The sequence below is a fragment of the Arthrobacter sp. zg-Y1171 genome (assembly GCF_025244845.1).
In the GTDB taxonomy this organism is placed as follows: Bacteria; Actinomycetota; Actinomycetes; order Actinomycetales; family Micrococcaceae; genus Arthrobacter_B.
The window spans coordinates 2325265-2349617 of the sequence record NZ_CP104264.1 but is presented as its reverse complement, the minus strand read 5'-3'; the positions used below and the strand labels follow the sequence as shown (position 1 = coordinate 2349617).

The 24353-nt window shown below is 66.7% G+C and carries 20 protein-coding genes; 10 read left to right on the top strand and 10 right to left on the bottom strand.

Features of this window, described 5'->3' with window-relative positions; all coding sequences use genetic code 11:
• Positions 1–101: 101 nt before the first annotated feature.
• Both N2L00_RS11045 and N2L00_RS11040 read right to left on the bottom strand, forming a co-directional pair.
• On the bottom strand, positions 102–701 hold the full coding sequence (locus N2L00_RS11045; RefSeq protein WP_227918308.1) for a GDSL-type esterase/lipase family protein: 600 nt from the start codon (positions 699–701) through the stop codon (positions 102–104).
• A 63-nt stretch (positions 702–764) separates the two neighbouring features.
• Positions 765–4574 (bottom strand): multifunctional oxoglutarate decarboxylase/oxoglutarate dehydrogenase thiamine pyrophosphate-binding subunit/dihydrolipoyllysine-residue succinyltransferase subunit, encoded by a 3810-nt coding sequence (locus tag N2L00_RS11040; RefSeq protein ID WP_255764670.1) that lies wholly within the window; start codon positions 4572–4574, stop codon positions 765–767.
• Between the two features lie 471 nt (positions 4575–5045).
• Between N2L00_RS11040 and N2L00_RS11035 the strand changes: the two genes are divergently transcribed.
• The 5 genes from N2L00_RS11035 (at position 5046) to N2L00_RS11015 (ending at position 10283) form a co-directional block, all read left to right on the top strand.
• A complete protein-coding gene (locus N2L00_RS11035) occupies positions 5046–6434 on the top strand; it encodes a hemolysin family protein (protein ID WP_255862722.1) in 1389 nt (462 codons plus the stop codon).
• Positions 6431–7498: a hemolysin family protein gene (locus tag N2L00_RS11030; protein WP_255764668.1), complete on the top strand. Its 1068-nt coding sequence runs from the start codon at positions 6431–6433 to the stop codon at positions 7496–7498. The genes N2L00_RS11035 and N2L00_RS11030 overlap by 4 nt, the downstream gene beginning before the upstream one ends.
• A 106-nt stretch (positions 7499–7604) precedes the next feature.
• Positions 7605–8582 carry a metal ABC transporter solute-binding protein, Zn/Mn family gene (locus N2L00_RS11025; RefSeq protein WP_255862723.1) on the top strand — a complete coding sequence of 326 codons (978 nt, stop codon included), beginning with the start codon at positions 7605–7607 and terminating at the stop codon, positions 8580–8582.
• 26 nt (positions 8583–8608) lie between these two features.
• The gene (locus N2L00_RS11020; RefSeq protein ID WP_227918534.1) at positions 8609–9409 is read left to right on the top strand and encodes a metal ABC transporter ATP-binding protein; all 801 of its coding nucleotides are present in this window, start codon (positions 8609–8611) and stop codon (positions 9407–9409) included.
• The gene (locus tag N2L00_RS11015) at positions 9396–10283 is read left to right on the top strand and encodes a metal ABC transporter permease (RefSeq protein ID WP_255764666.1); all 888 of its coding nucleotides are present in this window, start codon (positions 9396–9398) and stop codon (positions 10281–10283) included. The genes N2L00_RS11020 and N2L00_RS11015 overlap by 14 nt, the downstream gene beginning before the upstream one ends.
• On the opposite strand, the gene N2L00_RS11010 is transcribed toward N2L00_RS11015, so the two are convergent.
• A complete protein-coding gene (locus tag N2L00_RS11010; protein WP_255764665.1) occupies positions 10280–10711 on the bottom strand; it encodes a Fur family transcriptional regulator in 432 nt (143 codons plus the stop codon). The genes N2L00_RS11015 and N2L00_RS11010 overlap by 4 nt on opposite strands.
• 131 nt (positions 10712–10842) lie before the next feature.
• Between N2L00_RS11010 and N2L00_RS11005 the strand changes: the two genes are divergently transcribed.
• The 3 genes from N2L00_RS11005 to N2L00_RS10995 all read left to right on the top strand — a co-directional run bounded on the left by N2L00_RS11005 (position 10843) and on the right by N2L00_RS10995 (position 12890).
• On the top strand, positions 10843–11502 hold the full coding sequence (locus tag N2L00_RS11005; RefSeq protein ID WP_255862724.1) for an MBL fold metallo-hydrolase: 660 nt from the start codon (positions 10843–10845) through the stop codon (positions 11500–11502).
• Positions 11502–12368: a sulfurtransferase gene (locus tag N2L00_RS11000; protein WP_255862725.1), complete on the top strand. Its 867-nt coding sequence runs from the start codon at positions 11502–11504 to the stop codon at positions 12366–12368. Before N2L00_RS11005 ends, N2L00_RS11000 begins: the two co-directional genes overlap by 1 nt.
• A 93-nt stretch (positions 12369–12461) precedes the next feature.
• Positions 12462–12890, top strand: coding sequence for an HIT family protein (locus N2L00_RS10995; protein ID WP_255862726.1), 429 nt, complete (start codon positions 12462–12464; stop codon positions 12888–12890).
• On the opposite strand, the gene hrpA is transcribed toward N2L00_RS10995, so the two are convergent.
• Both hrpA and N2L00_RS10985 read right to left on the bottom strand, forming a co-directional pair.
• Positions 12887–16819: an ATP-dependent RNA helicase HrpA gene (gene hrpA, locus N2L00_RS10990; protein WP_255862727.1), complete on the bottom strand. Its 3933-nt coding sequence runs from the start codon at positions 16817–16819 to the stop codon at positions 12887–12889. The two genes, N2L00_RS10995 and hrpA, sit on opposite strands and share 4 nt — an antisense overlap.
• A gap of 13 nt (positions 16820–16832) precedes the next feature.
• Complete coding sequence (locus tag N2L00_RS10985; RefSeq protein ID WP_255862728.1) at positions 16833–17831, bottom strand: YafY family protein; 999 nt, start codon at positions 17829–17831, stop codon at positions 16833–16835.
• A 290-nt stretch (positions 17832–18121) separates the two neighbouring features.
• Here N2L00_RS10985 and fabG point away from each other — a divergent pair, with 290 nt between their 5' ends.
• Together fabG and N2L00_RS10970 are read left to right on the top strand one after the other, a co-directional pair.
• On the top strand, positions 18122–18895 hold the full coding sequence (gene fabG / locus N2L00_RS10975) for a 3-oxoacyl-ACP reductase FabG (protein ID WP_227918296.1): 774 nt from the start codon (positions 18122–18124) through the stop codon (positions 18893–18895).
• A gap of 2 nt (positions 18896–18897) precedes the next feature.
• A complete protein-coding gene (locus N2L00_RS10970) occupies positions 18898–19350 on the top strand; it encodes a MaoC family dehydratase (RefSeq protein WP_255862729.1) in 453 nt (150 codons plus the stop codon).
• A gap of 117 nt (positions 19351–19467) precedes the next feature.
• On the opposite strand, the gene N2L00_RS10965 is transcribed toward N2L00_RS10970, so the two are convergent.
• From N2L00_RS10965 to N2L00_RS10945, 5 genes are read right to left on the bottom strand one after another with little or no spacing between them, the layout of a single operon-like run.
• Positions 19468–20745: an ABC transporter substrate-binding protein gene (locus tag N2L00_RS10965; protein ID WP_255764657.1), complete on the bottom strand. Its 1278-nt coding sequence runs from the start codon at positions 20743–20745 to the stop codon at positions 19468–19470.
• Positions 20745–21878 (bottom strand): branched-chain amino acid ABC transporter permease, encoded by a 1134-nt coding sequence (locus N2L00_RS10960; RefSeq protein ID WP_255862730.1) that lies wholly within the window; start codon positions 21876–21878, stop codon positions 20745–20747. Before N2L00_RS10960 ends, N2L00_RS10965 begins: the two co-directional genes overlap by 1 nt.
• Positions 21875–22753 carry a branched-chain amino acid ABC transporter permease gene (locus N2L00_RS10955; RefSeq protein ID WP_227918292.1) on the bottom strand — a complete coding sequence of 293 codons (879 nt, stop codon included), beginning with the start codon at positions 22751–22753 and terminating at the stop codon, positions 21875–21877. The genes N2L00_RS10960 and N2L00_RS10955 overlap by 4 nt, the downstream gene beginning before the upstream one ends.
• Positions 22753–23472 carry an ABC transporter ATP-binding protein gene (locus tag N2L00_RS10950; protein WP_255764655.1) on the bottom strand — a complete coding sequence of 240 codons (720 nt, stop codon included), beginning with the start codon at positions 23470–23472 and terminating at the stop codon, positions 22753–22755. The genes N2L00_RS10955 and N2L00_RS10950 overlap by 1 nt, the downstream gene beginning before the upstream one ends.
• Positions 23469–24254 carry an ABC transporter ATP-binding protein gene (locus tag N2L00_RS10945; protein ID WP_255862731.1) on the bottom strand — a complete coding sequence of 262 codons (786 nt, stop codon included), beginning with the start codon at positions 24252–24254 and terminating at the stop codon, positions 23469–23471. The genes N2L00_RS10950 and N2L00_RS10945 overlap by 4 nt, the downstream gene beginning before the upstream one ends.
• Between the last annotated feature and the right edge of the window lie 99 nt (positions 24255–24353).

Genomic DNA, 24353 nt, shown 5'->3' with positions numbered 1-24353 from the left:
CCGGACACGGTGGTTTTTCTACCCGAAACAGCCCCCGCATGCGCAAAAAACCCTTCCGGCTATTGCCGGAAGGGTTTTTTGACGTCTTTATGACGGAGGTTTCAGTTCATGTCGGGGAGGTCGAGCCACTGGTACCAACCTCGGTGAAGCACCAGCCACGCCATGAGGCCGTAGCCGGCCTGGCCCGGCGTTCCGCCGTTGGCGGCCAGGTCCGTGCGCCACTGCTCATGGTTCAGCAGCGGGTTGAGGGTGTCCACGTACACGTGCTTCCGCCGTGTGGTCACGTCGCCGAACGCTGCGGAGAGATCCGCGAGCTTCCGGTTCCGTTCCGGGTCGAGGCCCGGAGGAGGGCCCACCACGAACACCTTGATGCTCATCTGTGCGGCGCCGTCGAGGATGTTCGCCAGGTTCAGGCGGCTTCGCGCCGTCGTCAGCTGAAGGTCCAGGTCCCGGTCCGACAATCCGATCACGAGGCGGTTCTCGCACCCGTCCTCGAACCGCCTGCCGGCTTCCGCGAGCCATCTGTTGGCCAGCGCCTCGGTGCCCTCGTTGGGTGCAGCCAGGCTGTATGCCTGGAGGTTGACGTTCTCGGGCGATGTTCGGGCCAGGACACGTCCCAGCCAGCCGAGTGCGCGCGGATCCCCGTGTCCGGCCAGCAGCTCATCACCTACAGCAGCAAGCCGAATTCTGCGTTGTTCCACTAGTCACCTTCTCGAATCAAAAAAACAGGGTGGGACGCCGAAGCGCCCCACCCTAAATCTAGCCTACTGACGTTCGAAGGCCTTTTTCACCAGGATGTCCTGCTCCACTGCGTGGCGCTTGGCAGAGCCCGTAGCTGTGGAGGCCGACGCCGGGCGTGAGACCAGGCGCAGGCGGCTGTCCAGGTGCTGGGGCAGGTTGAGGCCGATGAAGGGCCACGGACCCTGGTTCGCCGGTTCGTCCTGCGCCCAGACGATGTCCGCGTTGGGGTACTTGCCCACAGCGGCCCGGATCTCGTCGACGGGGAGCGGGTAGAGCTGCTCCACGCGGACGATCGCCGTCTTGTCATCGCCGGTCTTCTGGCGGTTTGCCAGCAGATCGTAGTACAGGCGGCCGGACACCAGCAGCACGCGGTCAACGGCGTTGGCATCCAGTTCGGCATGCTCGGCGATGACCGGCTGGAACTCGCCGTGCGTGAACTCCTCCACCGACGTTGCGGCCGCCTTCAAGCGCAGCAGCTGCTTCGGGGTGAAGACCACCAGCGGCTTGCGCGGCCGGCTGTACGCCTGCCGGCGCAGCAGGTGGAAGTGCGAGGCACCCGTGGTCGGGTTGGCAACAATCATGTTGTCCTCGGCACACATCTGCAGGAAACGCTCGATCCGTGCGGACGAGTGGTCCGGTCCCTGTCCCTCGTAGCCGTGCGGAAGCATCAGCACCAGCGAGGACCGCTGGCCCCACTTCTGCTCAGCCGACGAGATGAACTCGTCAATGATGGTCTGGGCGCCGTTGACGAAGTCACCGAACTGGGCTTCCCAGAGCACGAGGGCATCCGGACGCTCCACCGAGTAGCCGTACTCGAAGCCCATGGCGGCGAATTCGGAAAGCAGGGAGTCGTAGATCCACAGCTTGGCCTGGTTCGGGTCAAGCTCAGCCAGCGGCATCCACTCTGCACCCGTGGCGCGGTCGTGGAAGACGGCGTGGCGCTGCGTGAAGGTTCCACGGCGTGAATCCTGCCCGGCGAGGCGTACGGGGACGCCTTCCATCAGCAGCGAACCGAAGGCCGCGATTTCGGCGAAGCCCCAGTCGATGTTGCCCTCACGGGACATCTGGTCACGCTTTTCCAGCAGGGACTTCAGCTTCGGGTGGACCGTGAAGCCCTCGGGGACGGCCACGTGGGCCTTGCCGATGTGCGCCAGGACCTCGGCGGAGACCGCAGTGCTTGCCGGCTTGATGATCGTGGTGCCTTCCTGCTGGGCAGCAGGACGTTCCAGATCGGAAACCGCTTCGGAATCCTTGGTGATCACCGGGATGGGCGAGGTCTGGGCAGCGTGCGTTTCCGCGAAGACGCGCTCGAGGCGGCCCTGGTAGTCACGCAGCGCCTGCTCGGCCTCGTCCTGGCTGATATCGCCTCGTCCGATCAGGGACTCGGTGTACAGCTTGCGCACGGAGCGCTTGGCCTCGATCAGGCTGTACATCATCGGCTGGGTCATCGAAGGGTCATCGCCTTCGTTGTGGCCGCGGCGGCGGTAGCAGACCATGTCGATGACGACGTCCTTGTGGAAGCGCTGACGGTACTCGTAGGCCAGCTGGCCAACCCGTACAACTGCTTCGGGATCATCTCCGTTGACATGGAAGATCGGTGCCTGAACCATCTTCGCGACGTCGGTGGAATAGACCGAGGAGCGCGAGGATGTGGGCGACGTCGTGAAGCCCACCTGGTTGTTGACCACCACGTGGATGGTGCCGCCGGTGCGGTAGCCGCGCAGCTGGGAGAGGTTGAGCGTTTCCGCCACCACGCCCTGGCCCGCGAAGGCGGCATCGCCGTGCACGAGGATCGGCAGCACGGGGAACTCGTCACCCTTGTCCAGCCGGTCCTGCTTGGCGCGGACAATGCCCTCCAGCACGGAATCGCCGGCTTCGAGGTGGGACGGGTTGGCCGCCAGGTAGACCTTGGTCTGCTTCCCGTTGTCCGAAGTGAAGGTGCCCTCGGTGCCGAGGTGGTACTTCACGTCGCCGGAACCCTGCACGCTGCGCGGGTCCTGGGTGCCTTCGAATTCGCGGAAGACCTGTGCGTAGGTCTTGCCTGCGATGTTGGTCAGGACGTTGAGGCGGCCGCGGTGGGCCATGCCGATGCCGACTTCCTCGAGGCCGTCGTCGGCGGCACCTGAAATCACGGCGTCCAGCAGCGGAATCAGGGATTCGCCGCCCTCAAGGGAGAAGCGCTTCTGTCCAACGAACTTCGTCTGGAGGAACGTTTCGAAAGCCTCGGCAGCGTTGAGCTTGCTGAGGATGCGCAGCTGCTCTTCGCGGGTCGGCTTCGTGTACTTGGTCTCCAGGCGGTCCTGGAACCAGAGGCGCTCCTCGGGATCCTGGATGTGCATGTATTCGATACCTGCCGTGCGGCAGTACGCGTCCCGCAGCACACCGAGGATCTTGCGGAGCTTGAGCATCGGCTTGCCGCCGAAGCCGCCCGTGGGCCACTCCCGGTCCAGGTCCCAGAGGGTCAGGCCGTGGTTCAGGATGTCCAGGTCGGCGTGCCGGCGCTGGACGTATTCCAGCGGGTTCGTGTCCGCCATGAGGTGGCCGCGGACCCGGTAGGCGTGGATCAGCTGCTGGATGCGGGCAACCTTGTTGATCTGCTCGTCCGGGTTGACCTGGATGTCCGGGCTCCAGCGGACCGGCTCGTACGGGATCCGCAGGGATTCGAAGATCTCGTCGTAGAAGTTCTGCTCACCCAGCAGCAGCTGGTGGATGATGCGCAGGAACTCGCCGCTGCCGGCACCCTGGATGACGCGGTGGTCATAGGTGGAGGTCAGGGTGATGATCTTGCTGATGGCGTTGCGGGCCAGGATCTTCTCGTTGGCACCCTGGAATTCAGCCGGGTACTCAAGGGCGCCGGCGCCGATGATGGCGGCCTGTCCCTTGGAGAGGCGGGGCACCGAGTGCACGGTGCCGATGCCGCCCGGGTTGGTCAGGGAGATGGTGGTGCCGCGGTAGTCGTCCGCGCCGAGCTTGCCGTTGCGGGCACGCTTGACCAGCTCTTCATAGGCGTGCCAGAACTCCGAGAAGTTCAGCGTTTCTGCCTTCTTGATGTTCGGCACCACCAGCAGGCGGGTTCCGTCCGGCTTGGGCATGTCGATGGCCAGCCCGAAGTTGACGTGTGCGGGCTGGACGGCAACGGGCTTGCCGTCCACTTCGTCGTAGTGCACGTTCATCGACGGGAACTGGGCGGCAGCGCGGATGATGGCGTAGCCCAGCAGGTGGGTGAAGGAGATCTTGCCGCCGCGGGCACGTTCCAGGTGGCTGTTGATGACAATGCGGTTATCAATCAGCAGCTTGGCCGGAATGGCCCGCACGGTGGTTGCCGTGGGGACGCTCAGGCTGAGGTCCATGTTCGTGGCGATGGCCTTGGCCGGACCGCGCAGCACGGTGACCTTGTCCTCTTCCGCAGCGGCATCGCTGGGCTGGGTCTTGGGCAGCTGCGCAGGAATCGGCGCCGCCTTGGGTTCGGCCTTCGGCTCGCTCTTCGCAGCGGGTTCGGCCTTCGCCTGTTCCTTGGCTACCGGCGGCTTGCCCGACTGCTGCGTTGCAGCGGGCGATTCGCCTGATGCCTTCGGTGCGTTGGGTGCCGTACTTTCGGCTTTCACTACCGGAAGCTGGCGGGTGGCGGGCCGGGAACCGTCCGGGGATCCGGCGCCGTTTCCGTTGGATCCGTTGCCGGACTGGGAGTCTTCAGCCTTGAAGGATTCGAAGATGCTCCACCACTTTTTGTCAACGGAGTCCTTGTTCGACAAATACTGCTCGTACAGTTCATCGACAAGCCACTCGTTGCCGCCGAATTCCTCCGGCAGGCGGTGGTTGGATTGGTCTGGCACTAGATATACGCCTCTTCCATGAGTTGCCGTTTGCCCTGATGGCACCATGTTCTGACGCTTCCGCCTCAAGTACTGGTGCGGCCCGGTGCGCAGTGACCGAGACTTCATGCCAGTCTAGTGACATAGTCGAACATGTGGCCAATCCCGCACCAGTTGATGAAGGCGCCTGCTGCCGCAGACCGGCGGGAATCACCCAGGGAAGCCGCTGTGGCGGGCCCGGAACAAACCTGTAAACTGGGGATTCTATGGACAGTTTCTCTAGGCGCCGGCCTGCGTCACGGACTGCGGTTGCCGCAGTCGGTGCGCCACGAGCCGGCAACGCCCGCACACCCACGGCCCAGCATTCACCTGCCTCGTCATCGGAGCCTTCCAGTCCGGCCGCAGCCGACCACCCTCCGTCTGAACATTTCCGTGCAGTAAATCATCCCTTTCTTTTAAGCCGGTCTGCCCCGACGGCGGGGGAGTGCTGACATGGAGTGGCTATACCTCCTCTTCGGCCTCCTGCTCATTCTCGGCACCGGATTCTTCGTCGCCGTGGAATTCGCCCTCGTGGCACTGGACCAGCCTGCCGTCCGCCGCGCAGTGGACGAGGGCGACAAAGCGGCTGAACCGCTGCTGCGCTGCCTGACCACCCTCTCCACCCAGCTCTCCAGCTGCCAGCTGGGCATCACCATGACCACCCTGCTGACCGGGTTTGTTATGGAACCCTCCGTTGGGCGCCTGCTGGAGGGTCCGTTGGCCTCCTTTGGCCTGCCGCCCGTGGCCGTGGACTCGGTGTCCGTCACCGTTGCGATGATCCTGGCGACCTTCCTTTCGATGCTGCTGGGCGAACTGATCCCCAAGAACATGTCCATCGCCATGCCGTTCCGTGTCGGTAAGGCACTGGCACGGCCGCAGCTGGCTTTCACCGTGGTCTTCAAGCCCGCGGTGCTCCTGCTGAACGGTTTCGCCAACAAGATCCTCCATCTCTTTGGCCTCGAGGCCAAGGAAGAGGTCAGCGGAGCGCGGACGCCGGCCGAGCTGTCCTCCATGGCGCGGCGCTCCGCGGAGATGGGCACCCTGGACAAGGGCACTGCCGACTTCCTCTCCCGGACCTTCTCCTTTGCGGGACGAACCGCTGCCGATGTCATGACTCCGCGCATCCGGCTAGAAACGATCGACGCCGAGCAGCCCGTGGCCGATGTCATCGAGGCGGCGCGGCGCACCGGGTACTCCCGCTTCCCTGTCCTCGGGGATTCACCGGACGACATCCGCGGCGTTGTCCACGTCAAGAAGGCCGTGGCCGTGCCGCGCAGCAGGCGGGCCACCCTGCCGGCGGCCGCGATCATGAGCGAGATCCTCCGGGTGCCGGAAACGGTCCACCTGGACTCACTGCTTTCCGAACTCCGCAACGCCAACCTGCAGCTCGCCGTCGTCCTCGACGAATACGGCGGAACCGCCGGCGTCGCCACCCTGGAGGACCTGGTGGAAGAGATCGTCGGCGAAGTATCCGACGAGCACGACAAGGCCAAGCCCGGCGTGCTGCAAAGCGCGTCCGGTGCCTGGTACTTCCCGGGCATCATGCGGCCAGACGAAGTCACCGCCCTGGTTCCGCTGCTGCGGATGCCGGACGAAGCCGGATACGAAACCGTGGGCGGCTACATCATGGCCGAACTCGGCCGCATCGCCGAGGCAGGGGACCGCGTAGAGGTGCCTGGCGGCGTGCTCGAGGTGGAACGGATGGACGGTCGGCGCATTGACCGCGTCAGCTTCATCCCCGCCGCCGAGGGGGCCGAATCCGGCCAGGCCGAACACATTGAAGACGAAGACAACACCGGCCGAAGCGCGGAGCGCCCGGCACGCAGGGAAGGCATCCGATGAGCGGCGATCTGGCGGGAATCTTCTGGCTGGTGGTCCTGCTCCTGGGCAACGCCTTTTTCGTCGGCAGCGAATTCGCGGTGATGTCCGCGCGGCGCAGCCAGATCGAGCCGCATGCCGAAGCCGGATCGAAGCGGGCCAAGACCACCTTGTGGGCCATGGAGCACGTGTCCCTGATGCTCGCGTGTGCGCAGCTGGGTATCACCGTCTGCTCCCTGCTGATTCTCTCGGTGGCCGAACCTGCTATCCACCACCTGCTTTCGGTGCCGCTGAAAGCCGTGGGCCTGCCGATCGAAATAGCTGACGGTGCCGGGTTCCTGGTGGCGCTGCTGCTCGTGACCTTCCTGCACGTCACCATCGGCGAGATGGTTCCGAAGAACATCTCGGTGTCCGTTGCCGACCGCGCAGTGCTGCTGCTCGCCCCGCCGCTGGTCTTCATTTCCCGCCTGGTGCGCCCGATCATCGGCACGCTCAACTGGATGGCCAACCACGCGCTGCGCCTCATGGGGATCACCCCGAGGGACGAAGTCGCCTCGGCCTTCACTCTGGAGGAGATGCAGTCCATCGTGGAGGAATCCACGAAACACGGGACCGTCGCCGACGATTCCGGCCTGATCTCGGGTGCACTCGAGTTCTCCGGACAGACCGCGGGGACGGTGATGGTGCCGCTGGACGAACTCGTGAGCCTGGGCACGGACTCCACCCCGGCGGAATTCGAGCGTGCCGTGGGCCGGACCGGCTTCTCCCGCTTCGTCCTCGTGGACGACGCCGGGAACCTCACCGGGTACATGCACCTGAAGGACGTGATGTCCATCCCGCTGGAGGCCTATGAACGGCCGATCACGGAGAACAAGGTCCGTACCCTGGCCAACCTGCGCCTGGACGACGAAATCGAGGATGCCCTGGCCGTGATGCAGCGGACCGGCTCCCATCTGGCCCGCGTGCTGGGCCCGGATGGAACCACGCGCGGCGTCCTGTTCCTGGAAGACATCATTGAACAGCTGGTCGGCGAGATCAGGGACGCGACCCAGGCGCAGGGCATCCGCCGGACCGGAGAAAGCCTCTAGCGCCTAGATGCGAATGATTCGCGTTTAGGTTATGCTGAAAAAGCTTCGGCGGTGCCGGGGCCCGTCTTCGCCGCCATGAACCGCCTACCCAGGGATACCAAACCTTATGCGCCGCTTTCCCGTCCGCCTGGCCGGAACCGTCCTTGCAGCAGCCGCACTCGCCCTGACCGGCTGCAGCGGCGGCAGCGGGGACGACGGTGGTGAAGCCGAGGGCAGTGACGGCGTCGTTCGCGTGGTGGCGTCCACCGATGTCTACGGCAGCATCCTCGCCGGGATCGGCGGGGACAACGTCGAAGTGACCTCCCTGATTGACCGGCCCAGCCAGGATCCGCACTCCTACGAAGCCTCGGCGCGGGACCGGCTCGCCGTATCCAAGGCGGACCTGGTGGTGCTCAACGGCGGCGGGTACGACACCTTCCTGGAGAAGCTCGCGGCAGACGAAGGCATCCCCGCCGAGAACATCCTCAACGCCGTGGAGATCTCCGGCCTCGAGGACTCCGACTCAGCGGAAGCCGAAGAGAGCCACGACGCGGGCGAAGACCACCACGGCCATAACCACGGCTCCTTCAACGAACACGTCTGGTACAGCCCCGAGGCCATGGGGCGGCTTGCCGACGCCGCCGCCGAACGCCTCGGCGAACTGGATGCCGATGCCGCCGGCACGTTCCGCAGCAACGCGGCGGACTTCACTGCGGGCATTGCGGACATCGACGCTTCCCTTGCCGCGCTTCGGGAAACGGCGGGCGGACGCGACGTCGCCCTGACCGAACCGGTGCCGGACTACCTCGTGGAAGCCGCGGGGCTGCACAACGCCACCCCGTCGGACTTCACGGAGGCCGTCGAGGAAGGCTCGGATGTTCCGCCGCATGTACTGAAGGAGATGCAGGACCTGGTGACGGGCGGCTCCATTGCCTTCCTGGGCTACAACGAACAGACCTCTACCTCGCAGACGGAGGCGGTGCGCAAGGCCGCGCTGGACGCCGGTGTGCCCGTGATCGACTTCTCCGAAACCCTTCCCGAGGGCCAGGACTACCTGCAGTGGATGGCCGATAACACCGCCAACATGGAAAGCGTGCTGCAGTGAATGCTTCCGGTCAGCCCGCCCCGGTGGTGCGACTGCGGGACGCCGGCCTGTCCTACGGTGACCGCACCCTGTGGAAGAACCTTGACCTGGACATCAATGCCGGTGAATTCCTCGCCGTCCTCGGCCCCAACGGATCAGGCAAAACGAGTTTCCTGAAGGTCCTGCTGGGACTGCAGCCGCTCACCGGAGGCACTGTCACCGTCAACGGCCGCAACGTGCAGCGGGGCAGCAAGGACATCGGCTACATCCCGCAGCAGAAGTCCTTCAGCCCCGGCACCCCGCTGCGTGGCCGGGACCTGGTGGGGCTCGGCGTCGACGGCGACCGCTGGGGCCTGCGGCTCCGCGGAAAGCCGGTGCGCCGCCGCGTGGACCGGCTGCTCGAGCAGGTGGGGGCCACGTCCTACGCGGATGAACCCGTGGGACGGCTCTCCGGCGGCGAGCTGCAGCGCCTGCGCGCGGCCCAGGCGCTGGCCACCAACCCGGATCTGCTGCTCTGCGACGAGCCGCTGCTCTCGCTGGACCTGCACCACCAGCAGGCCATCAGCTCCCTGATCGAACGGCGCTGCCATGACGACGGCGCCGCCGTCGTCTTCGTGACCCACGAAATCAATCCCGTCATCGAGTACGTGGACCGCGTGCTGTACCTGGCCGGCGGACAGTTCCGCACCGGCACCCCCGCCGAAGTCCTGCGCAGCGACGTGCTTTCGGAAATGTACGGCAGCCGCGTCGAAGTCCTGCGCAGCCACGGCCGGATTGTGGTCCTGGGCATCCCGGACGCCACCACCCACCACCACGGAGAAAGCGAGGGCGACCTTGGACCTGCGTAGTTTCTTCGATGCGGTTTTTGATTTCAGCGATTACGGCGAGCTGCTTCCGCTGGTGAGCAATTCCATCTGGGCCGCCGCGATCCTCGGCCTGGTCGGCGGGCTGATCGGCACCTTCGTCCTGATGCGTGACCTGGCCTTCGCCGTGCACGGCATTGCCGAGCTCTCTTTCGCCGGGGCGTCCTTTGCCCTGCTGATCGGCGTGAACGTGGTGGTCGGTTCGCTGGTCGGATCTGTGGCGGCGGCCGTCCTGCTGGCCGTCATGGGCCTGCGGGCCCGGGACCGGAACTCGATCATCGGTGTCATCATGCCCTTCGGGCTGGGCCTGGGCATCCTGTTCCTTGGCCTCTACGAGGGCCGTTCCGCCAATAAGTTCGGGCTGCTGACCGGCCAGATCGTCTCGGTGGATACCGTGCAGCTGAACCTGTTGGCAGGGGTTGCCGCCGTCGTGGTGGCTGCCCTGCTCTTCATCTGGCGCCCCCTGACCTTCGCCAGTGCGGACCCGGACCTCGCAGAGGCCCGCGGCGTGCCCGTGCGGGTGCTGTCGATTGTCTTTATGTTCCTGCTGGGCCTGGCCGTGGCCCTGTCCATCCAGGTGGTGGGGGCCCTGCTGGTGCTCTCCCTGCTGATTACTCCGGCGGCGGCAGCCCTGCTCGTGACGTCCTCGCCGCGCCTGGTGGTGTTCCTGAGCGTGCTCTTCGCGCTGGCTTCCTCGGTCGGCGGCATCCTGCTGGCGCTGGGCGGCCGGATTCCGATCAGCCCCTACGTGACCACGGTGTCCTTCGCGATCTACCTGGCCTGCCGGATCATCCGGCGCATGCGCGGCGGGCACCGGCGCCGGGAGCTCAGCGCAAACACGGCTACAGCCGCAGCCTAGCCCTTACGCGCGCTGCACTCCGGGCACAGGCCGAAGACCTCGACGGTGTGCGCCACTTCGGTGAAGCCGTACTTGGCGCCCAGGCCCGCGGCCCAGCTCTCCACCGCAGGCGCTTCCACCTCCACGGCCTTGCCGCAGTTCCGGCAGACCAGGTGATGGTGGTGGTGTTCGACGGCGCACCGCCGGTACAGCGCCTCGCCGTCGCCGCCCCGCAGCACGTCCACGAGGTTCTCGTCCGCCATGGACTGCAGGACCCGGTAGGTAGTAGCCAGGGAAACCCGTTCGCCGCGCTCCTGCAGCAGCCGGAAGAGGTCCTGGGTGCTGACGAAGTCGTCGAGTTCGTCCAGGGTGCGGCCCACGGCCAGCCGCTGGCGGGTTACACGCTGCTCCGGTGCGCGTTTGGATGTCCGGGATGTCTCGGGTGACACGGAGGTTCCTCCAGCGGGTGGGACGGCAGGCGGGCGGCACCGTGGCCGCAGGGATGTAGACCCCTAAGATTATCAGCAGTACCGCAGCGCCCGTCCTGCGCGGCCGATCACCTCCGGAGTAGGGTGGCGCTATGAAAATGACGAAGTTCACGCATTCCTGTGTCCGGTTCGAGCAGGGCGGACACGTCCTGGTGCTGGATCCCGGCACCTTTTCCGAAGTTGAAACGGCGCTGAAGGAGGCAGATGCCATCCTGGTGACGCACGAGCACGCGGACCACTTGGACCGCCCGCGGGTGCTTGCCGCAATGCAGGAGCAACCGTCGCTGGAGCTCCATGCCCCGGCGGGTCTTGCTGCACTCCTTCGCAGCGAAGCCCCGGAGGAGGTGGGCGGCCGCATCCACGATGTTGAGCCCAACACCAGCTTCACCGTTGCCGGTTTCGGCATCCAGTCCTTCGGCGGCCAGCATGCCCTGATCCATCCGTTGATTCCCGTCGTGGCCAACATCGGCTACCTGGTGGAAGGCCGGGTCTACCACCCGGGGGATTCGTTCGTGGTTCCCAACGGCCTGCGGCCGCGGACCGTGCTGGTGCCGATGCATGCACCCTGGTCCAAGGCGGGGGAGGTCATCGACTTCGTCATCGCCACCGGTGCGGAGCGGGCCTATCCCATCCACGACGCGCTTTTGAACGAGCGGGGGCTGGGGATGGTCGAGGGGCATGTGACCCGGTTCGGCAAGGTTTACGGCACCGAGTTCCGGCATCTGGACGCCGGGGAAACCGTGGACCTGTAATGGATGTCCTGATCTCCCCGCACCAGCTGCACGAACGCCTCGGCACGGCGCGCCGGCCCGTGCTGCTGGATGTGAGGTGGGTCCTTGGCGCCGCCGACGGCGAGGAAAAGTACCTGCACGAACATCTGCCCGGTGCGGTGTACGTGGACATGGACACCGAGCTTTCGGCCCCTGCCGTTCCCGCGGAGGGGCGGCATCCCCTGCCGGATCCCGCTGCCTTCGCCGCGGCCGCCCGCAGCTGGGGCCTGAATGACGGGGACACAGTGGTGGTGTATGACGACGCCGGGGGCACGGCCGCCGCACGCGCCTGGTGGCTGCTGCGGCACGCCGGCTGCCAGGACGTGTTCCTGCTCGACGGCGGCCTCGCGGCCTGGCGCAGGGCAGGACTGCCGCTGGAAAGCGGTCCGGTGGAGCCGTTGCCCGGGACGGCGCACCTGTCCTGGGGGCACATGCCCGTGGCATCCCTCCGGGACGTCAGCCGGGTGGCGGCCGAGGGGATACTCATCGACGCCCGTGCGCCGGAACGATACCGCGGAGAAACCGAACCGGTGGATCCACGGGCCGGGCATATCCCGGGCGCGGTCAACCGGCCCTCCACCGACAACCTCGCCCCGGACGGCAGCTTCCGGTCACCGGGGGAACTGGGCCGCGCCTTCGAGGACCTCGGCGTGCGGCCGGACCGGCCCGTTGCGGCGTACTGCGGTTCGGGGATCTTCGCCTCCCACGAGGTGGCCGCACTGGCGCAGGCAGGCATCACCGCGGCGCTTTACCCGGGCTCCTGGTCGCAGTGGTCCAACACGCCCGGTACCCCGGCGGCCGTTGGCCCGGATCCGGGCAAGGCCGAAAACCCGCCGCAAAAGGGGTAGCGTCGAATCATGTTTACCGGCCGACCAGTTCCTCCGCCGCTGCGGGCACCCCTGTCCGCCGCCGCGTCAAAGGGACAACCTGAAGGAGCACCCATGCCTACACTCTTTACCCGGATCATCAACGGCGAAATCCCCGGACATTTCGTCTGGAAGGACGACGACGTCGCAGCGTTCCTCAGCATCGGTCCGCTCAGCGACGGTCACACCCTGGTGGTGCCGCGCGCGGAGATCAACAAGTGGACGGATGCGCCCGCGGACCTCCTGCAGAAGCTCACCACGGTGGCCCAGGCCATCGGCCAGGCGCAGGTGTCCGTCTTCGGCTCGGAGCGGGCCGGCCTCAGCATTGCCGGCTTCGAGGTGGACCACCTGCACCTGCACGTCTGGCCGGCCAATTCGCTGCAGGACTTCGACTTCAGCCGGGCCGAGTCCAACCCGGACCCCGAGCGGATGGCGGCCAATGCGGAAAAGCTGCGCCAGGGCCTGCGCGATGCCGGGCACGGGGAATCCGTTCCCGCAGCCTAGGCCGGAGCCAGCGCCGAGTTCAGGGCGGTCCGGATCCGTTTCTCCGAAACGGTCCGGGCCGTTCCCAGTTCCTGCGCAAAGAAGCTGATCCGCAGCTCCTCGATCATCCAGCGGACCTCCGCGAGTTCCGGGGGAGTGCCGCGGCCGGGCGCCAGCGCCGCCACGGCGTCGTCGTACTCGTCCTCGAGGCGGTGGATCACGGCCATGGACAGGCCGTCCCGCTGTACGTTGCCCGGAAGTTTTTCCAGCCGCCGTTCAATACCGGCCAGGTAGCGGGGCAGGTGCATCAGCTGCGCATAGCCGGTGCGGGCCACGAAACCGGGGTACACCAGGGCATCCAGCTGCGCCCTGATGTCATTCAGGGCGCTGATCAGCGCCAGCGAGGTGGTGCCCTTGAGCGCCTTCGTGATCCGCCGGGTGCTGGCCAGGATCTTCTCCACGATGGCCGTGACGGTGAAGACGGTGTCGATCAGTTCGGCACGCACTGTCTCATACAGGGCGTCGAACTCGGCCCGCGTCCACGGGAGCTTCTCCGGCGTGAGCTTGTCCACCGCGGCCAGGGTGCAGTCTTCGATGAGCGCGGCCACACTCCCGTGCGGGTTCTGGCTGAAGGTCAGCTTTTCGGTGTTGCTCAGGTGCTCCAGTACGTACTTGGCCGGGCTGGGAACGCGGAGCACCAGCAGCCGGATGACGCCGGCACGCATGGCGGCCTGCTGCTCGCCGGCACTCTGGAAGATCCGGACCCCGGCGGTGCTGCCCTCGTCCACGAGCGCCGGGTAGCCGGTCACGGTGTGGCCGGCCACGAGCCGCTGGACCTGCTTCTCCAAGGTGCCGATGCTCCACTCGGTCAGGCCGGTCTGCTCCGCCACGGAGGAACCGGTGCCGGAACCGATGCCCGTGCCGTTGGCTGAGCCGATGCCTGCGCCGTTTCCGGTGCCGGCCTTGCCCTTGCCGTTGGGTCCCTTGGGGCCGCGCGGCTGGACGGTGGACGGCGTGGCGCCGAGGGATTCGGCAATGGCGCGGCGGGTGGCCGGGGCCAGGGACTCCTGCAGTGCGGCCAGGTCCTTGCCCTCGTCCAGCACCCGTCCGGCGGAATCCACTACGGTGAACGTCATCCGCAGGTGGTCCGGCACGGCGTCCCAGTTCCAGGACCCCGGCGGAATGATGGATCCCTTCAACCGGCGCAGCACCAGTTCCAGGGACGGTTCCAGCTCGTCCGAAGCGGGGTCGAAATCCGCAGCCAAGGCAGCGGCAGCCGAGCGGGCGACGTCGGGCGCCGGGACGAAATTCTTCCGCACCGCCTTGGGCAGGGACTTGATCAGCGCCGTAATGAGCTCGGCGCGAAGTCCCGGGATCTGCCAGGCAAACGGCCCCGGGGTGAGCTGGTTCAGGAACAATACGGGCACCTCGACGGTCACGCCGTCGTTGGCCGAGGGCACGCCGGGGGTGAATTCGTAGGTGAGCGGGAGTTCGAAGGACCCGTAGAAGAAGGACTTCGGGAAGTCGTTCTCGTCCAGGCCCTCGGCATCGTCCGTGCGTAGGGCGTCCGGGTCGAAGTCCAGCAGGGACGGGTTTTCGTGCCGGGCGTGCTTCCACCACTTGTCGAAGTGCCGCTCGGAGACGACGTCGGCACCCACCCGCTCGTCGTAGAACTCGAAGAGGGTTTCATCGTCCACGCGCAGCCCGCGGCGCCGGACCCGGTTCTCCAGCTCCTCCACCTCGGCCAGCAGCGCCTGGTTGCGGTGGAAGAACTTGTGGTGCGTGCGCCAGTCGCCCTCGACCAGGGCATGGCGGATGAACATCTCCCGGGAGAGCACCGGGTCGATGCGGCCGTAGTTGATGCTCCGCTGCGGAACCACCGGTACGCCGTAGAGGGTGACCTTTTCGTAGGCCATCACGGCTCCGCGGCTCTTGGACCAGTGCGGTTCGCTGTAGCTGCGTTTGACCAGGTGCGGGGCCACTTCCTCGGCCCACAGCGGATCGAACTTCGCCGCCACCCGCGCCCACAGTCGCGAGGTCTCCACGAGTTCGGCGGCCATCACCCAGTCCGGGGACTTCTTGAACAACGCAGAGCCCGGGAAGACCGCGAACCGGGTGCCGCGTGCACCGGCGTATTCGCGCTTGCGCTGGTCGTAGAGGCCGATGTGGCTGAGCAGGCCGGCCAGCAGGGACATGTGGATCTCCCGGTACTTGCCGACCGGGTCCACCGGCTCCGGGGCGAGCGTGATACCCAGCGGCTTGGCCAGCTGGCGCAGCTGGGCAAAGAGATCCTGCCATTCGCGGATGCGCAGGAAGTTCAGGAACTCGTTCTTGCACAGGCGGCGGAAGGCCGAGGAGGAGAGCTCCTTCTGCTTTTCCTCCACATAGCGCCACAGGTTCAGGAAGCCGGTGAAGTCGGAGTTCTCGTCCACGAAGCGCTTGTGCATTTCGGCGGCCTTCTGGGCCCGGGCGGGGTCATCCTTGGATGGACGCTCACGGGGATCCTGGATGGTCAGGGCGGCAGTGAGCACCATGACCTCCTTGGTGCAGCCGCGGTTGCCCGCTTCGACAATCATCCGGCCCAGCCGGGGGTCCACCGGAAGCTGGGACAGCTTGCGGCCCACCTCGGTGATGCCGCCCTGGGGGTGCAGCGCTCCGAGTTCGCGCAGCAGCACCGCGCCGTCGTTGATTGCCTTGGAATCCGGGGGCTGGACGAACGGGAAGTCGGCAACATCCTTGGGTCCCTTGGCCACGCCCATGGCGGCCATCTGCAGGATCACGGCGGCGAGGTTGGTGCGCAGGATTTCGGGATCGGTGAATTCGGGCCGGGACTCGAAGTCCTCCTGCGAGTACAGCCGGATGGCGATGCCGTCGGAAACGCGGCCGCAGCGGCCTGACCGCTGGTTGGCGGAGGCCTGGGAGATCCGCTCGATCGGAAGCCGCTGGACCTTGGTGCGGTGCGAATAGCGCGAGATGCGCGCCGTGCCGGTGTCGATCACGTATTTGATGCCCGGGACCGTCAGCGAGGTCTCGGCGACGTTGGTGGCCAGGACAATCCGGCGGTTCCGGCCCGGGGAAAAGACCTTGTGCTGCTCGGCAAGGGAAAGCCGGGCGAAGAGCGGCAGGATTTCGGTATTGGCCAGCCGGGGATTGCGGGCAACGGAGGAACGCAGGGCGTCTGCGGCATCACGGATTTCCCGCTCGCCCGAGAAGAACACCAGGACGTCGCCGGGTGCCTCGCGGGAGAGCTCGTCGACGGCGTCGCAGACGGCGTCCACCGGGTCCCGGTCCTCTTCCAGCTCGTCTTCGATGCCGTCTTCGTCGCTGCCCCCGTCCGCCGGCTGGTTCAGCGGGCGGTAGCGGATCTCCACCGGGAAGGTACGGCCGGACACCTCGATGATGGGTGCAGGGGTGCCGTTGAGGGCGAAGTGTTCTGCGAACCGCTGCGGATCGATGGTGGCCGAGGTAATGATGACCTTCAGGTCCGGGCGCGCCGGCAGCAGCCGGCGCAGGTACCCGAGAATGAAGTCGATGTTCAGGCTGCGCTCGTGGGCCTCATCGATGATGATGGTGCTGTACTTCTTCAGCTTCGGATCATGCCGGATCTCCGCCAGCAGGATGCCGTCGGTCATCAGCTTGACCTTGGTTTTCCGGCCGGTCTCACCGGTGAAGCGGACCTGGAAGCCCACTTCTTCGCCGAGCTCGACGTCGAGCTCGGAAGCGATCCGCTCGGCGACGGTGCGCGCGGCAAGGCGCCGGGGCTGGGTGTGCCCGATCAGGCCGTTCTCGGCCAGGCCCAGTTCCAGGCACATCTTCGGAATCTGCGTGGTTTTTCCGGACCCGGTTTCGCCCGCGATGACGGTGACCTGGTTGGCGGCAATCGCTGCCATGATGTCTTCGCGGCGTTCGGAAACGGGCAGCTGTTCGGGATAGGAAATTGTCAGTGCCATGATTGCCACCAGTCTAGTGGCTTGGCCGGACGGTCTTTCCGGATTCCGCCGTGGGCGGGATTTCGATGGCGCGCTGCAGCAGGGAGACCACGCTGCGGGCCCGCTCGCGCATCTCCGGCGGGTCGAGGATTTCGAAGGGCACGCCCCAGGCTGTCAGGTTGATCAGGGGCAGGTCCAGGGAGTCCCAGCCGCCGCGCACGATGGTGTGCCCGGGGCCGTCCGCTTCAATGCTGGCCACGTCCGGGGGCACCCGCTCGGCAACCGCCGCCAGCGGTGCAGCCAACCGCACCACCACGGAATAGCGGTAGGGGTTGCGGGTAATCGATTCCTGGACATAGGCGGCGAGGTCCCGGGCCGGCAGGGGCCGGGGCGTGAACCGCCCGCGCGGGGCGGGGGTGCTGGTGCAGCGGTCAACCCGGAAGGTCCGCCAGTCGGAGCGGTCCAGGTCCCAGGCGACGGCGTACCAGCGCCTGCCCGTGCCGACCAGCCGATAGGGTTCCACGACCCGGCGTCCGGAGCCGCCGTCGGCCGCGGTGTAACGGAAGCTCAGGACCCGGTGCTCGGTGATGCCGGCGGAAAAGGCGGTGAGGATTCCCGGGTCGACGCCGCCCGGCGGCCCGGCGAGTGTGGAGACGGATTGGCGCAGGGCGGAGAACTTGGGGCGGAGCCGCCCGGGCAGGACTTGTTCGAGCTTCGCCAGTGCCCGGACAGAGGCTTCACCGATTCCGGTCACCGGTCCCGTGGCCACCGCGGCAAGGCCGAGTGCGACGGCGAGGGCTTCGTCGTCGTCGAGCAGCAGCGGCGGCAGCTGCGCGCCGGCGCCTAGCTGGTAACCGCCGGCAATGCCCGGGGACGCTGAGATGGGATACCCGAGGGTGCGCAGCTTGCCGATGTCGCGGCGTACCGTGCGTTCGGTGATGGACAACCGTTCCGCGAGCGCTGCCCCGGTCCACTCGCGCCGCAGCTGCAGCAGCGAAAGCAGCTGCAGGAGCCGGGCGGATGTCTCCAACATGGAATCAAAACTACGCGTCAATGCGGTCGAAAGCTGACCTGTTCCGGAACTAATTCCGGCCGTGACCGTCGCTGGACAACGCAGGAACTGCTGGAAGACACGGACCTCAGCATCGAGGAGGTGGCGCGGGCTGCTGGATTCGGCCAGCCCGAACTGCTGCGCCACCACTTCCACCGGGACGTCGGGGCCGGGCCCGGCGGCCTCCCGTTGCGCCCGTACCGTCCGGTCGGTACCCTCGCAAAAGAGACGCAGCACACACCCGGTGGGCTGCCGCCACCGGCAGGAGAGACATGACTGAGGCACCAGCACAATTGGACCAGCGCACCGCCGTCGTCACCGGAGCAGGACGCGGGATCGGCGCAGCGGTTGCGATGCGGCTCGCAGCGGACGGACACCGCGTCGCCGTCCTTGACCTGCGGGAGGAGGACACGGCCGCCACGGTGGAGGCCATCAACAACTCCGGTGGCAAGGCCGTGGGCGTAGGCGCCGACGTCGCCGATGCCGCCGCCGTCGAGCAGGCAGTGGGCCGCATCGCCGAGGAGCTGGGGGCGCCCACCATCCTGGTCAATAACGCGGGCATCCTGCGGGACAACCTGCTGTTCAAGATGACGGACACGGACTGGGATGCCGTCATGGGCGTTCACCTGCGCGGAGCGTTCCTCATGAGCCGGGCGGTGCAGGCGCACCAGGTGCAGCAGAAATGGGGGCGCATCATCAACCTCTCCAGCACCTCCGCCCTCGGCAACCGCGGCCAGGCGAACTACGCCGCCGCCAAGGCCGGCATCCAGGGCTTCACCAAGACACTGGCCATCGAACTGGGCCGCTACAACGTCACGGTCAACGCGATTGCCCCCGGCTTCATCCAGACGGACATGACACGGGCGACGGCGGAACGCGTGGGAGTGCCGTTCGAAGACTTCGTGGCGCATGCGGCGAAGGAGATTCCCGTGGGACGGGCCGGGAACCCGGCGGACATCGCTGCGGCGGCGTCCTTCTTTGCCCGCGAGGAGGCCTCGTTCGTTTCCGGACAGGTGCTCTACGTCGCCGGCGGACCGAAGGCCTAGCGGTGGCGCATTTCGGTTCCGTGCAGGAACTCCAGGAAGCAGTGGGGAGCCAGGAAACCAGCGAGTGGGTCCTCATTGACCAGGAACGCGTGAACCTGTTCGCCGAGGCCACTGATGACCACCAGTGGATCCATGTGGATCCCGAACGGGCCGCCAAGGGCCCCTTCGGCGGCACCATTGCGCACGGCTATCTGAGCCTGGCCCTGCTGCCGGCGCTCGCCTCCGGCCGGTTCCGGGTGGACGGCATGGTGATGGGGGTGAACTACGGCCTGGACCGGGTGCGTTTCCCGCACCCGGTGCCGGTGGGCAGCCGGGTGCGTGCCCGGTCGGAGATCGCCTCGGTGGAGACCGTGGCGCAGGGGGTGCGGGTCAAACTCCTGGTCACCATCGAGATCGAGGGTGTGGACAAGCCGGCCTGCGTCGCGGAGTCGATTTCGCTGTACGTGCTGGGGTAGCTGGCCCTGCACCGCTGCAACAAACACTGAGGGCCCGTCCAATCGGACGGGCCCTCAGTGTTTGTTGGGCTGCTGGTTTGATGGGCTGCCTTGCGTGCCGGTTGGCCGGCGCTGCCCCTACTCGGGCAGGCCGTCTGCCGGCATGGCAGGCCGTTCTTCGGTGTACTCCTCCACCTCGTCACCTGTTACCACGAACGGGGTGCCGAAGTAGGACTGCACGCCGTTGTCCACCCGGGTCAGCATTGCTCCGGTGTATCCCTGGTGGCTGTCTTCGCCGAAGCCCAGCGGCGCGTGGCCGTTGCCGGTGACGTTGCCGGATTCGAGTGCTTCGAGCAGGGATTCCCGGGTCGGGTTCTCCCCGGCTTCCTTGAGCGCCTCAACGAAGAGGTAGCCGATGGACATTCCGAAAATGGTGTTGCCGTCAAACGGAGCCCCGGCGTTGTATTCCTCGTTGATCTCGGAGAACTTTGCCGTCCATTCGTCCTCGGTGTCCGAGTAGGAAGGAAGGTAGTTGGCACTGACGAAGCCCTGCAGCAGCTTGTTCGTGTTCTCGCCGAGGTATCCGGACAGGGTGTTCAAATCGCCGCCCGCCGAGGACGCCATCCATTGCGGGAAGTAGCCGAGTTTCGCGGCCGTCCCCACGGCCTGGGCGCTGAAGCCGTTGATGGTGGCCAGGAAGTTCACCTCGCAGCCGGCTTCCTTCATCGCACTGATCTGCGCCGCGATATCGGTATTGGCCGTGGAATAGACCTGGGTGTCGGCCAGTCCGTCCTCTCCGAGCACCGCTTCAAGCCCCGCCTGGAATTCCTCGCCGAAGTCATCATCCTGGCCGAAGAAGCAGTAGGTCTTGTCCGGGAACTCCTCCTGCGCGTAAGTGGCCAGGATCCGTGATTCGGTGGGGTAGTCCACCATGAAGCCGTAGGTGTACGGGTAGTCGTCGGGCTGGTTCCAGGTGGGGCTGCCGGAAGCCACGAAGAGATCCGGCACTTCGTTATCGTTCACGAAGTCCAGGACGGCGCTGTGCGGCGGCGTGCCGAGACCGCCCACCAGGGCGAAGACCTCGTCCTGGAGCACCATCTCGCGTACCGCGGTCTGGGTGTTGGCCGGGTTGTAGCCGTCATCCTTCACGATGTACTCAATGGTGCGGCCGTTGACTCCGCCGTTGTCGTTCACGTAATCGAAGTACGCCTTCGTGGCCGGTGAAATCGTGGAGTAGCCGGCCGCTGCCGGTCCGGTGAGCGGCTGGTGCGTACCGACGGTGACGGTGGTGTCGGTGATTCCGGGAACGTCTTCGGCAGCTGGCTCGCCTCCTTCGTCCGGTGAAGCACATGAGGCCAGGCCGAGGGCAGCGGCTGCAAGGACGGCGGTACCCAGTCGGAGCTTGGAACGGATCATCATTGACCTTTCGGGGTTGCCGGTAGCTGCTCGGGCTCGTGCCGGGCGGATAACCGGGTTGGTGTACTGGATGCTGGTGATGGTGCGGTTTTGGGGGACTGCGGCGGAACGGAAGCGGAACGGGCCTGACCCAGCCGGCGGCCGGCCCGGACCAGCAGGCCCTGGATGCCCTGCGGGGCCAGCAGCACCACGAGGACCAGGACCAGTCCGAAGATGGCCACCGCAAGGTTGCCGTCCAGCCGCTGGGCCAGGTCCGTGGACAGTTCGAGCCGGGAAGTGGCCGTACTGATCAGATGCGGCAGGGCAACCAGGAGCACGGCGCCCCAGACTGCTCCGGTCAGGGAACCAATGCCGCCGACCACGGCGGCCATGAGCAGGAAGAGGGAGAACACCAGTGAATAGGCCCCTGGACTGGCACTCTGCGTGGTGTACGCCAGCAGGCCGCCGCCCATGCCGGCCGCGGCCGAGCTGATGACGAAGGCGGTGACTTTGGTGCGGGCGGGGTTGATGCCGGCGAGCGCCGCCGCCACCGGGTTATCCCGCACGGCCCTCAGGTGCCGGCCGAAGCGTCCGTGCAGCAGGTTCGCCAGCAGGGTCAGGACCAGGACGGAACAGACGACGGCGAGCCACGCCTGCCACGCTTCGTTGGACACCAAGCCGCGCAGCGAGGACGGGCGTTTCTCCACAGAGATCCACAACCCCTGGTCGCCGCCGAGCACTGAGGAAAAGGTGCTGGTGACCGCGGGAAGGGCCACCACCAGCGCCATGGTGAAGCCGGCCAGATAGGGGCCGTGAAGCCGCCCGGCAGCGAGTCCGATCACCAGGCCGAGGACGGCTGCACCGAAGACAGCTGCAACCAGCGGCACCAGGAGCAGCAGCGGGCCCTCCGTGCCGGCGTCGGCCATCGTGTTGGCGGTCAACGCGTAGCTGTACGCTCCGGCGGCCATGAGGGCCGCCTGCCCAAGGGACAGCTGGCCGCCGGCGCCCGTCAGCAGGGTGAGCCCGGCGATGCCGCACAGATAGGCGCAGGCAGTGGCGAGCTGATACGAGGAGAACGACGGAATGACGAACGTGAGGCCAATCAGCAGGACCATCGCTGCCCCGGCAAAGCCGTACCGCTTGCTGACGCTCATACCGTGCGCTCCTTGGTCATTGAGAAGATTCCGCCGGGGCGGACCAGCAGCACGGCCAGCAGCAGGACCAGGATGGCGATGGGAGCCAGGGTGGCGCCCCCGTAGCCGCTGACCCAGCTCAGCAGCACGCCCACGGCCAATCCGCCCAGGACGGCACCGGCGGGGGAATCCAGTCCGCCGATGACGGCAACGGTGAACGCATAGACGAAGACCGTGTCCGCGGCATGCGGATTGAGCCCCAGTTCGGTGGGGATGACCAGCAGGGCGGCGAGTGCGCCCAAGGCGGAGGACATGGCCCAGCCAAGGGTGAGCATCCGCGAGGTCCGCACGCCGAGGAGCCGGGCAAGATCGGGGGCGAAGGCGGAGGCCCGCAGCCGCAGTCCCAGGGGCGTCTTCGTGAACAGCAGGACCAGGCCGCCGACCAAAAGGGCTATGCAGGCAAACACGAAGAGGTCATAGGAGGAGAAGACGGTGATGCCGAAGATCTCCACCGGGTTTGAGCTGAACGGCGTCACCATGGTCCGGTAGCTGTTCCCGAACACCATGCCCAGGATGGCCTGGATCAGCATCAGCAGGCCCAGCCCGGCAATGACCGGGTTCAAGGCGGAACCGTTGCCCACGAAGCGCATAACGCCGCGTTCCACCAGGGCTCCGATCAGGAAACCCGCCAGGAGCGCTGCGGCAAGTCCCGCCCAGTAGCTCCCGGTGAGGGCGGTGACCGTGAAGGCGATGTAGGTTGCCGCCACCGCCATGGCGCCCTGCGCAAAGTTCACGATCCGCGCAGCACGCCAGATCAGCACCAGGGAGAGCGCGAAGGCAGCGAGTACTGCGCCGCGGGCGAGGCCGTCAAAGGTGAGGAAGAGAAATCTGTCCATTAGAACCCCAGGTAGGTGTGGCGGAGGTCGGTGTCTTCGGCCAGCTCGGCCGCCGGCCGCGAGGCGACAATCCGGCCCAGGTTGAGTACGACGCCGTGGTCCGCGACCGCGAGCGCGCTCCGGACGTTCTGCTCGATCAGCAGTACGGTCAGGCCGGTGTCGTCGCGGAGGCGGCGCAGCATGCCCAGGATCTGTGCGGTCACCTTGGGGGCCAGCCCCAGGGACGGCTCGTCCAGCAGGAGGAGCGACGGTGCGGCCATCAGGGCCCGCCCCAGCGCAAGCATCTGGCGCTCGCCGCCGGAGAGCTGGTGTCCGGCAGCCTTCCGGCGCCGTGCAAGGGGCTCGAACAGTTCGTACATCGCGGTGAGCACCTCATCCGCTGCCTTACGGTCCTTCCGCCACAGCCCGCCCAGGCGCAGGTTTTCATCCACCGTCAGTTCGGTGATGACGCCGCGGCCTTCGGGAACCAGTGCGACGCCGTGGCGCACCATGTCCTCGACCGGCACCCGGGTCAGGTCCTTGCCGTCCTTGATGCGGATACTGCCGGCCGAGGGCCGCAGCTGGCCGGTGATGGTCCGCAGGAGGGTGGTCTTTCCGGCGCCGTTGGCTCCGACGACGGTGGTGATGGAGCCTTCCGGAACGGAAAGATCGATCCCGTGCAGTACACGGACGGCGCCGTAGCCTGCGCTGACGCCTTCCAATACCAGCGCGCCGGTCATGCCACCTCAACTCCCAGGTAGGCATCTGCGACGGCGGGATCGGCGCCGATTTCGGCCGGTGTGCCTTCGGCGATCAGACGGCCGAAGTCCAGCACGGCGATGCGGTCGCAGACCTCCATGACCAGGTCCACGTGGTGTTCCACGAGCACCACCGAACACCCGTCGCCGGGCACGGTGCGGATGATGGAAGCCAGTTCCTCAATGTCGTCATGGCTGAGTCCGCCGGCAGGTTCATCCAGCAGCAGCAACCTCGGTTCGCTGACCAGTGCCCGGGCCAGGGCCACCTTCTTGCGGATTCCGTAGGGGAGGGTGTCGGGCAGGGAAGCCGCGCACCCGGCGATGCCGAGGGCTTCCAGTGCTTGCATCGACCGCTCTGCGAGCCGGGCTTCGCGCCGGACGGAGCCTGGCAGGGCCAGGAGGTCGAGTCCTCCGCGTGAGCCGGCTGCCAAGCCCGTCGTGACGTTCTGCAGCACGGTCAGCCCGGGGAACAGGCCGAGCCCCTGCAGGGTGCGTGCTACTCCGGAGCGGGTCAGGCGGTGCGGACGAGGGACAAACCCCTGTCCATCCAGCTCCAGGCTGCCTGCCGTGGGTGGGAACACCCCGCAGATCACGTTGAACAGGGTGGTCTTTCCGGCTCCGTTGGGGCCCATAACCCCCACGATCCTGCCGGCGGGGATGTCCAGGGACACCGAATCCAGCGCGGTGAGTCCGCCGAACCGGACGGTGATCCCGTCCAAGCGGAGACGCGGCGGTTCCGACCGGTCGGTATGTTGCTCCTGCATGAGTACTCCATCGTCTCTGCTCTTACCTTGCATGGTGCTGTCTTGAAGGTGGTGCGGGAGGTGCGGTGGCGCGGTATTGATGCGGTGCGGTGGTGCGGT

Bases quoted from the DNA above. Each gene is read 5' to 3' on its own strand.
- N2L00_RS11035 (WP_255862722.1), top strand. From the start codon at position 5,046: ATGGAGTGGCTATACCTCCTCTTCGGCCTCCTGCTCATTCTCGGCACC.
- N2L00_RS11030 (WP_255764668.1), top strand. From the start codon at position 6,431: ATGAGCGGCGATCTGGCGGGAATCTTCTGGCTGGTGGTCCTGCTCCTG.
- N2L00_RS11025 (WP_255862723.1), top strand. From the start codon at position 7,605: ATGCGCCGCTTTCCCGTCCGCCTGGCCGGAACCGTCCTTGCAGCAGCC.
- N2L00_RS11005 (WP_255862724.1), top strand. From the start codon at position 10,843: ATGAAAATGACGAAGTTCACGCATTCCTGTGTCCGGTTCGAGCAGGGC.
- N2L00_RS11000 (WP_255862725.1), top strand. From the start codon at position 11,502: ATGGATGTCCTGATCTCCCCGCACCAGCTGCACGAACGCCTCGGCACG.
- N2L00_RS10995 (WP_255862726.1), top strand. From the start codon at position 12,462: ATGCCTACACTCTTTACCCGGATCATCAACGGCGAAATCCCCGGACAT.
- hrpA (WP_255862727.1), bottom strand. From the start codon at position 16,819: ATGGCACTGACAATTTCCTATCCCGAACAGCTGCCCGTTTCCGAACGC.
- N2L00_RS10985 (WP_255862728.1), bottom strand. From the start codon at position 17,831: ATGTTGGAGACATCCGCCCGGCTCCTGCAGCTGCTTTCGCTGCTGCAG.
- fabG (WP_227918296.1), top strand. From the start codon at position 18,122: ATGACTGAGGCACCAGCACAATTGGACCAGCGCACCGCCGTCGTCACC.
- N2L00_RS10965 (WP_255764657.1), bottom strand. From the start codon at position 20,745: ATGATCCGTTCCAAGCTCCGACTGGGTACCGCCGTCCTTGCAGCCGCT.
- N2L00_RS10960 (WP_255862730.1), bottom strand. From the start codon at position 21,878: ATGAGCGTCAGCAAGCGGTACGGCTTTGCCGGGGCAGCGATGGTCCTG.
- N2L00_RS10955 (WP_227918292.1), bottom strand. From the start codon at position 22,753: ATGGACAGATTTCTCTTCCTCACCTTTGACGGCCTCGCCCGCGGCGCA.
- N2L00_RS10950 (WP_255764655.1), bottom strand. From the start codon at position 23,472: ATGACCGGCGCGCTGGTATTGGAAGGCGTCAGCGCAGGCTACGGCGCC.
- N2L00_RS10945 (WP_255862731.1), bottom strand. From the start codon at position 24,254: ATGCAGGAGCAACATACCGACCGGTCGGAACCGCCGCGTCTCCGCTTG.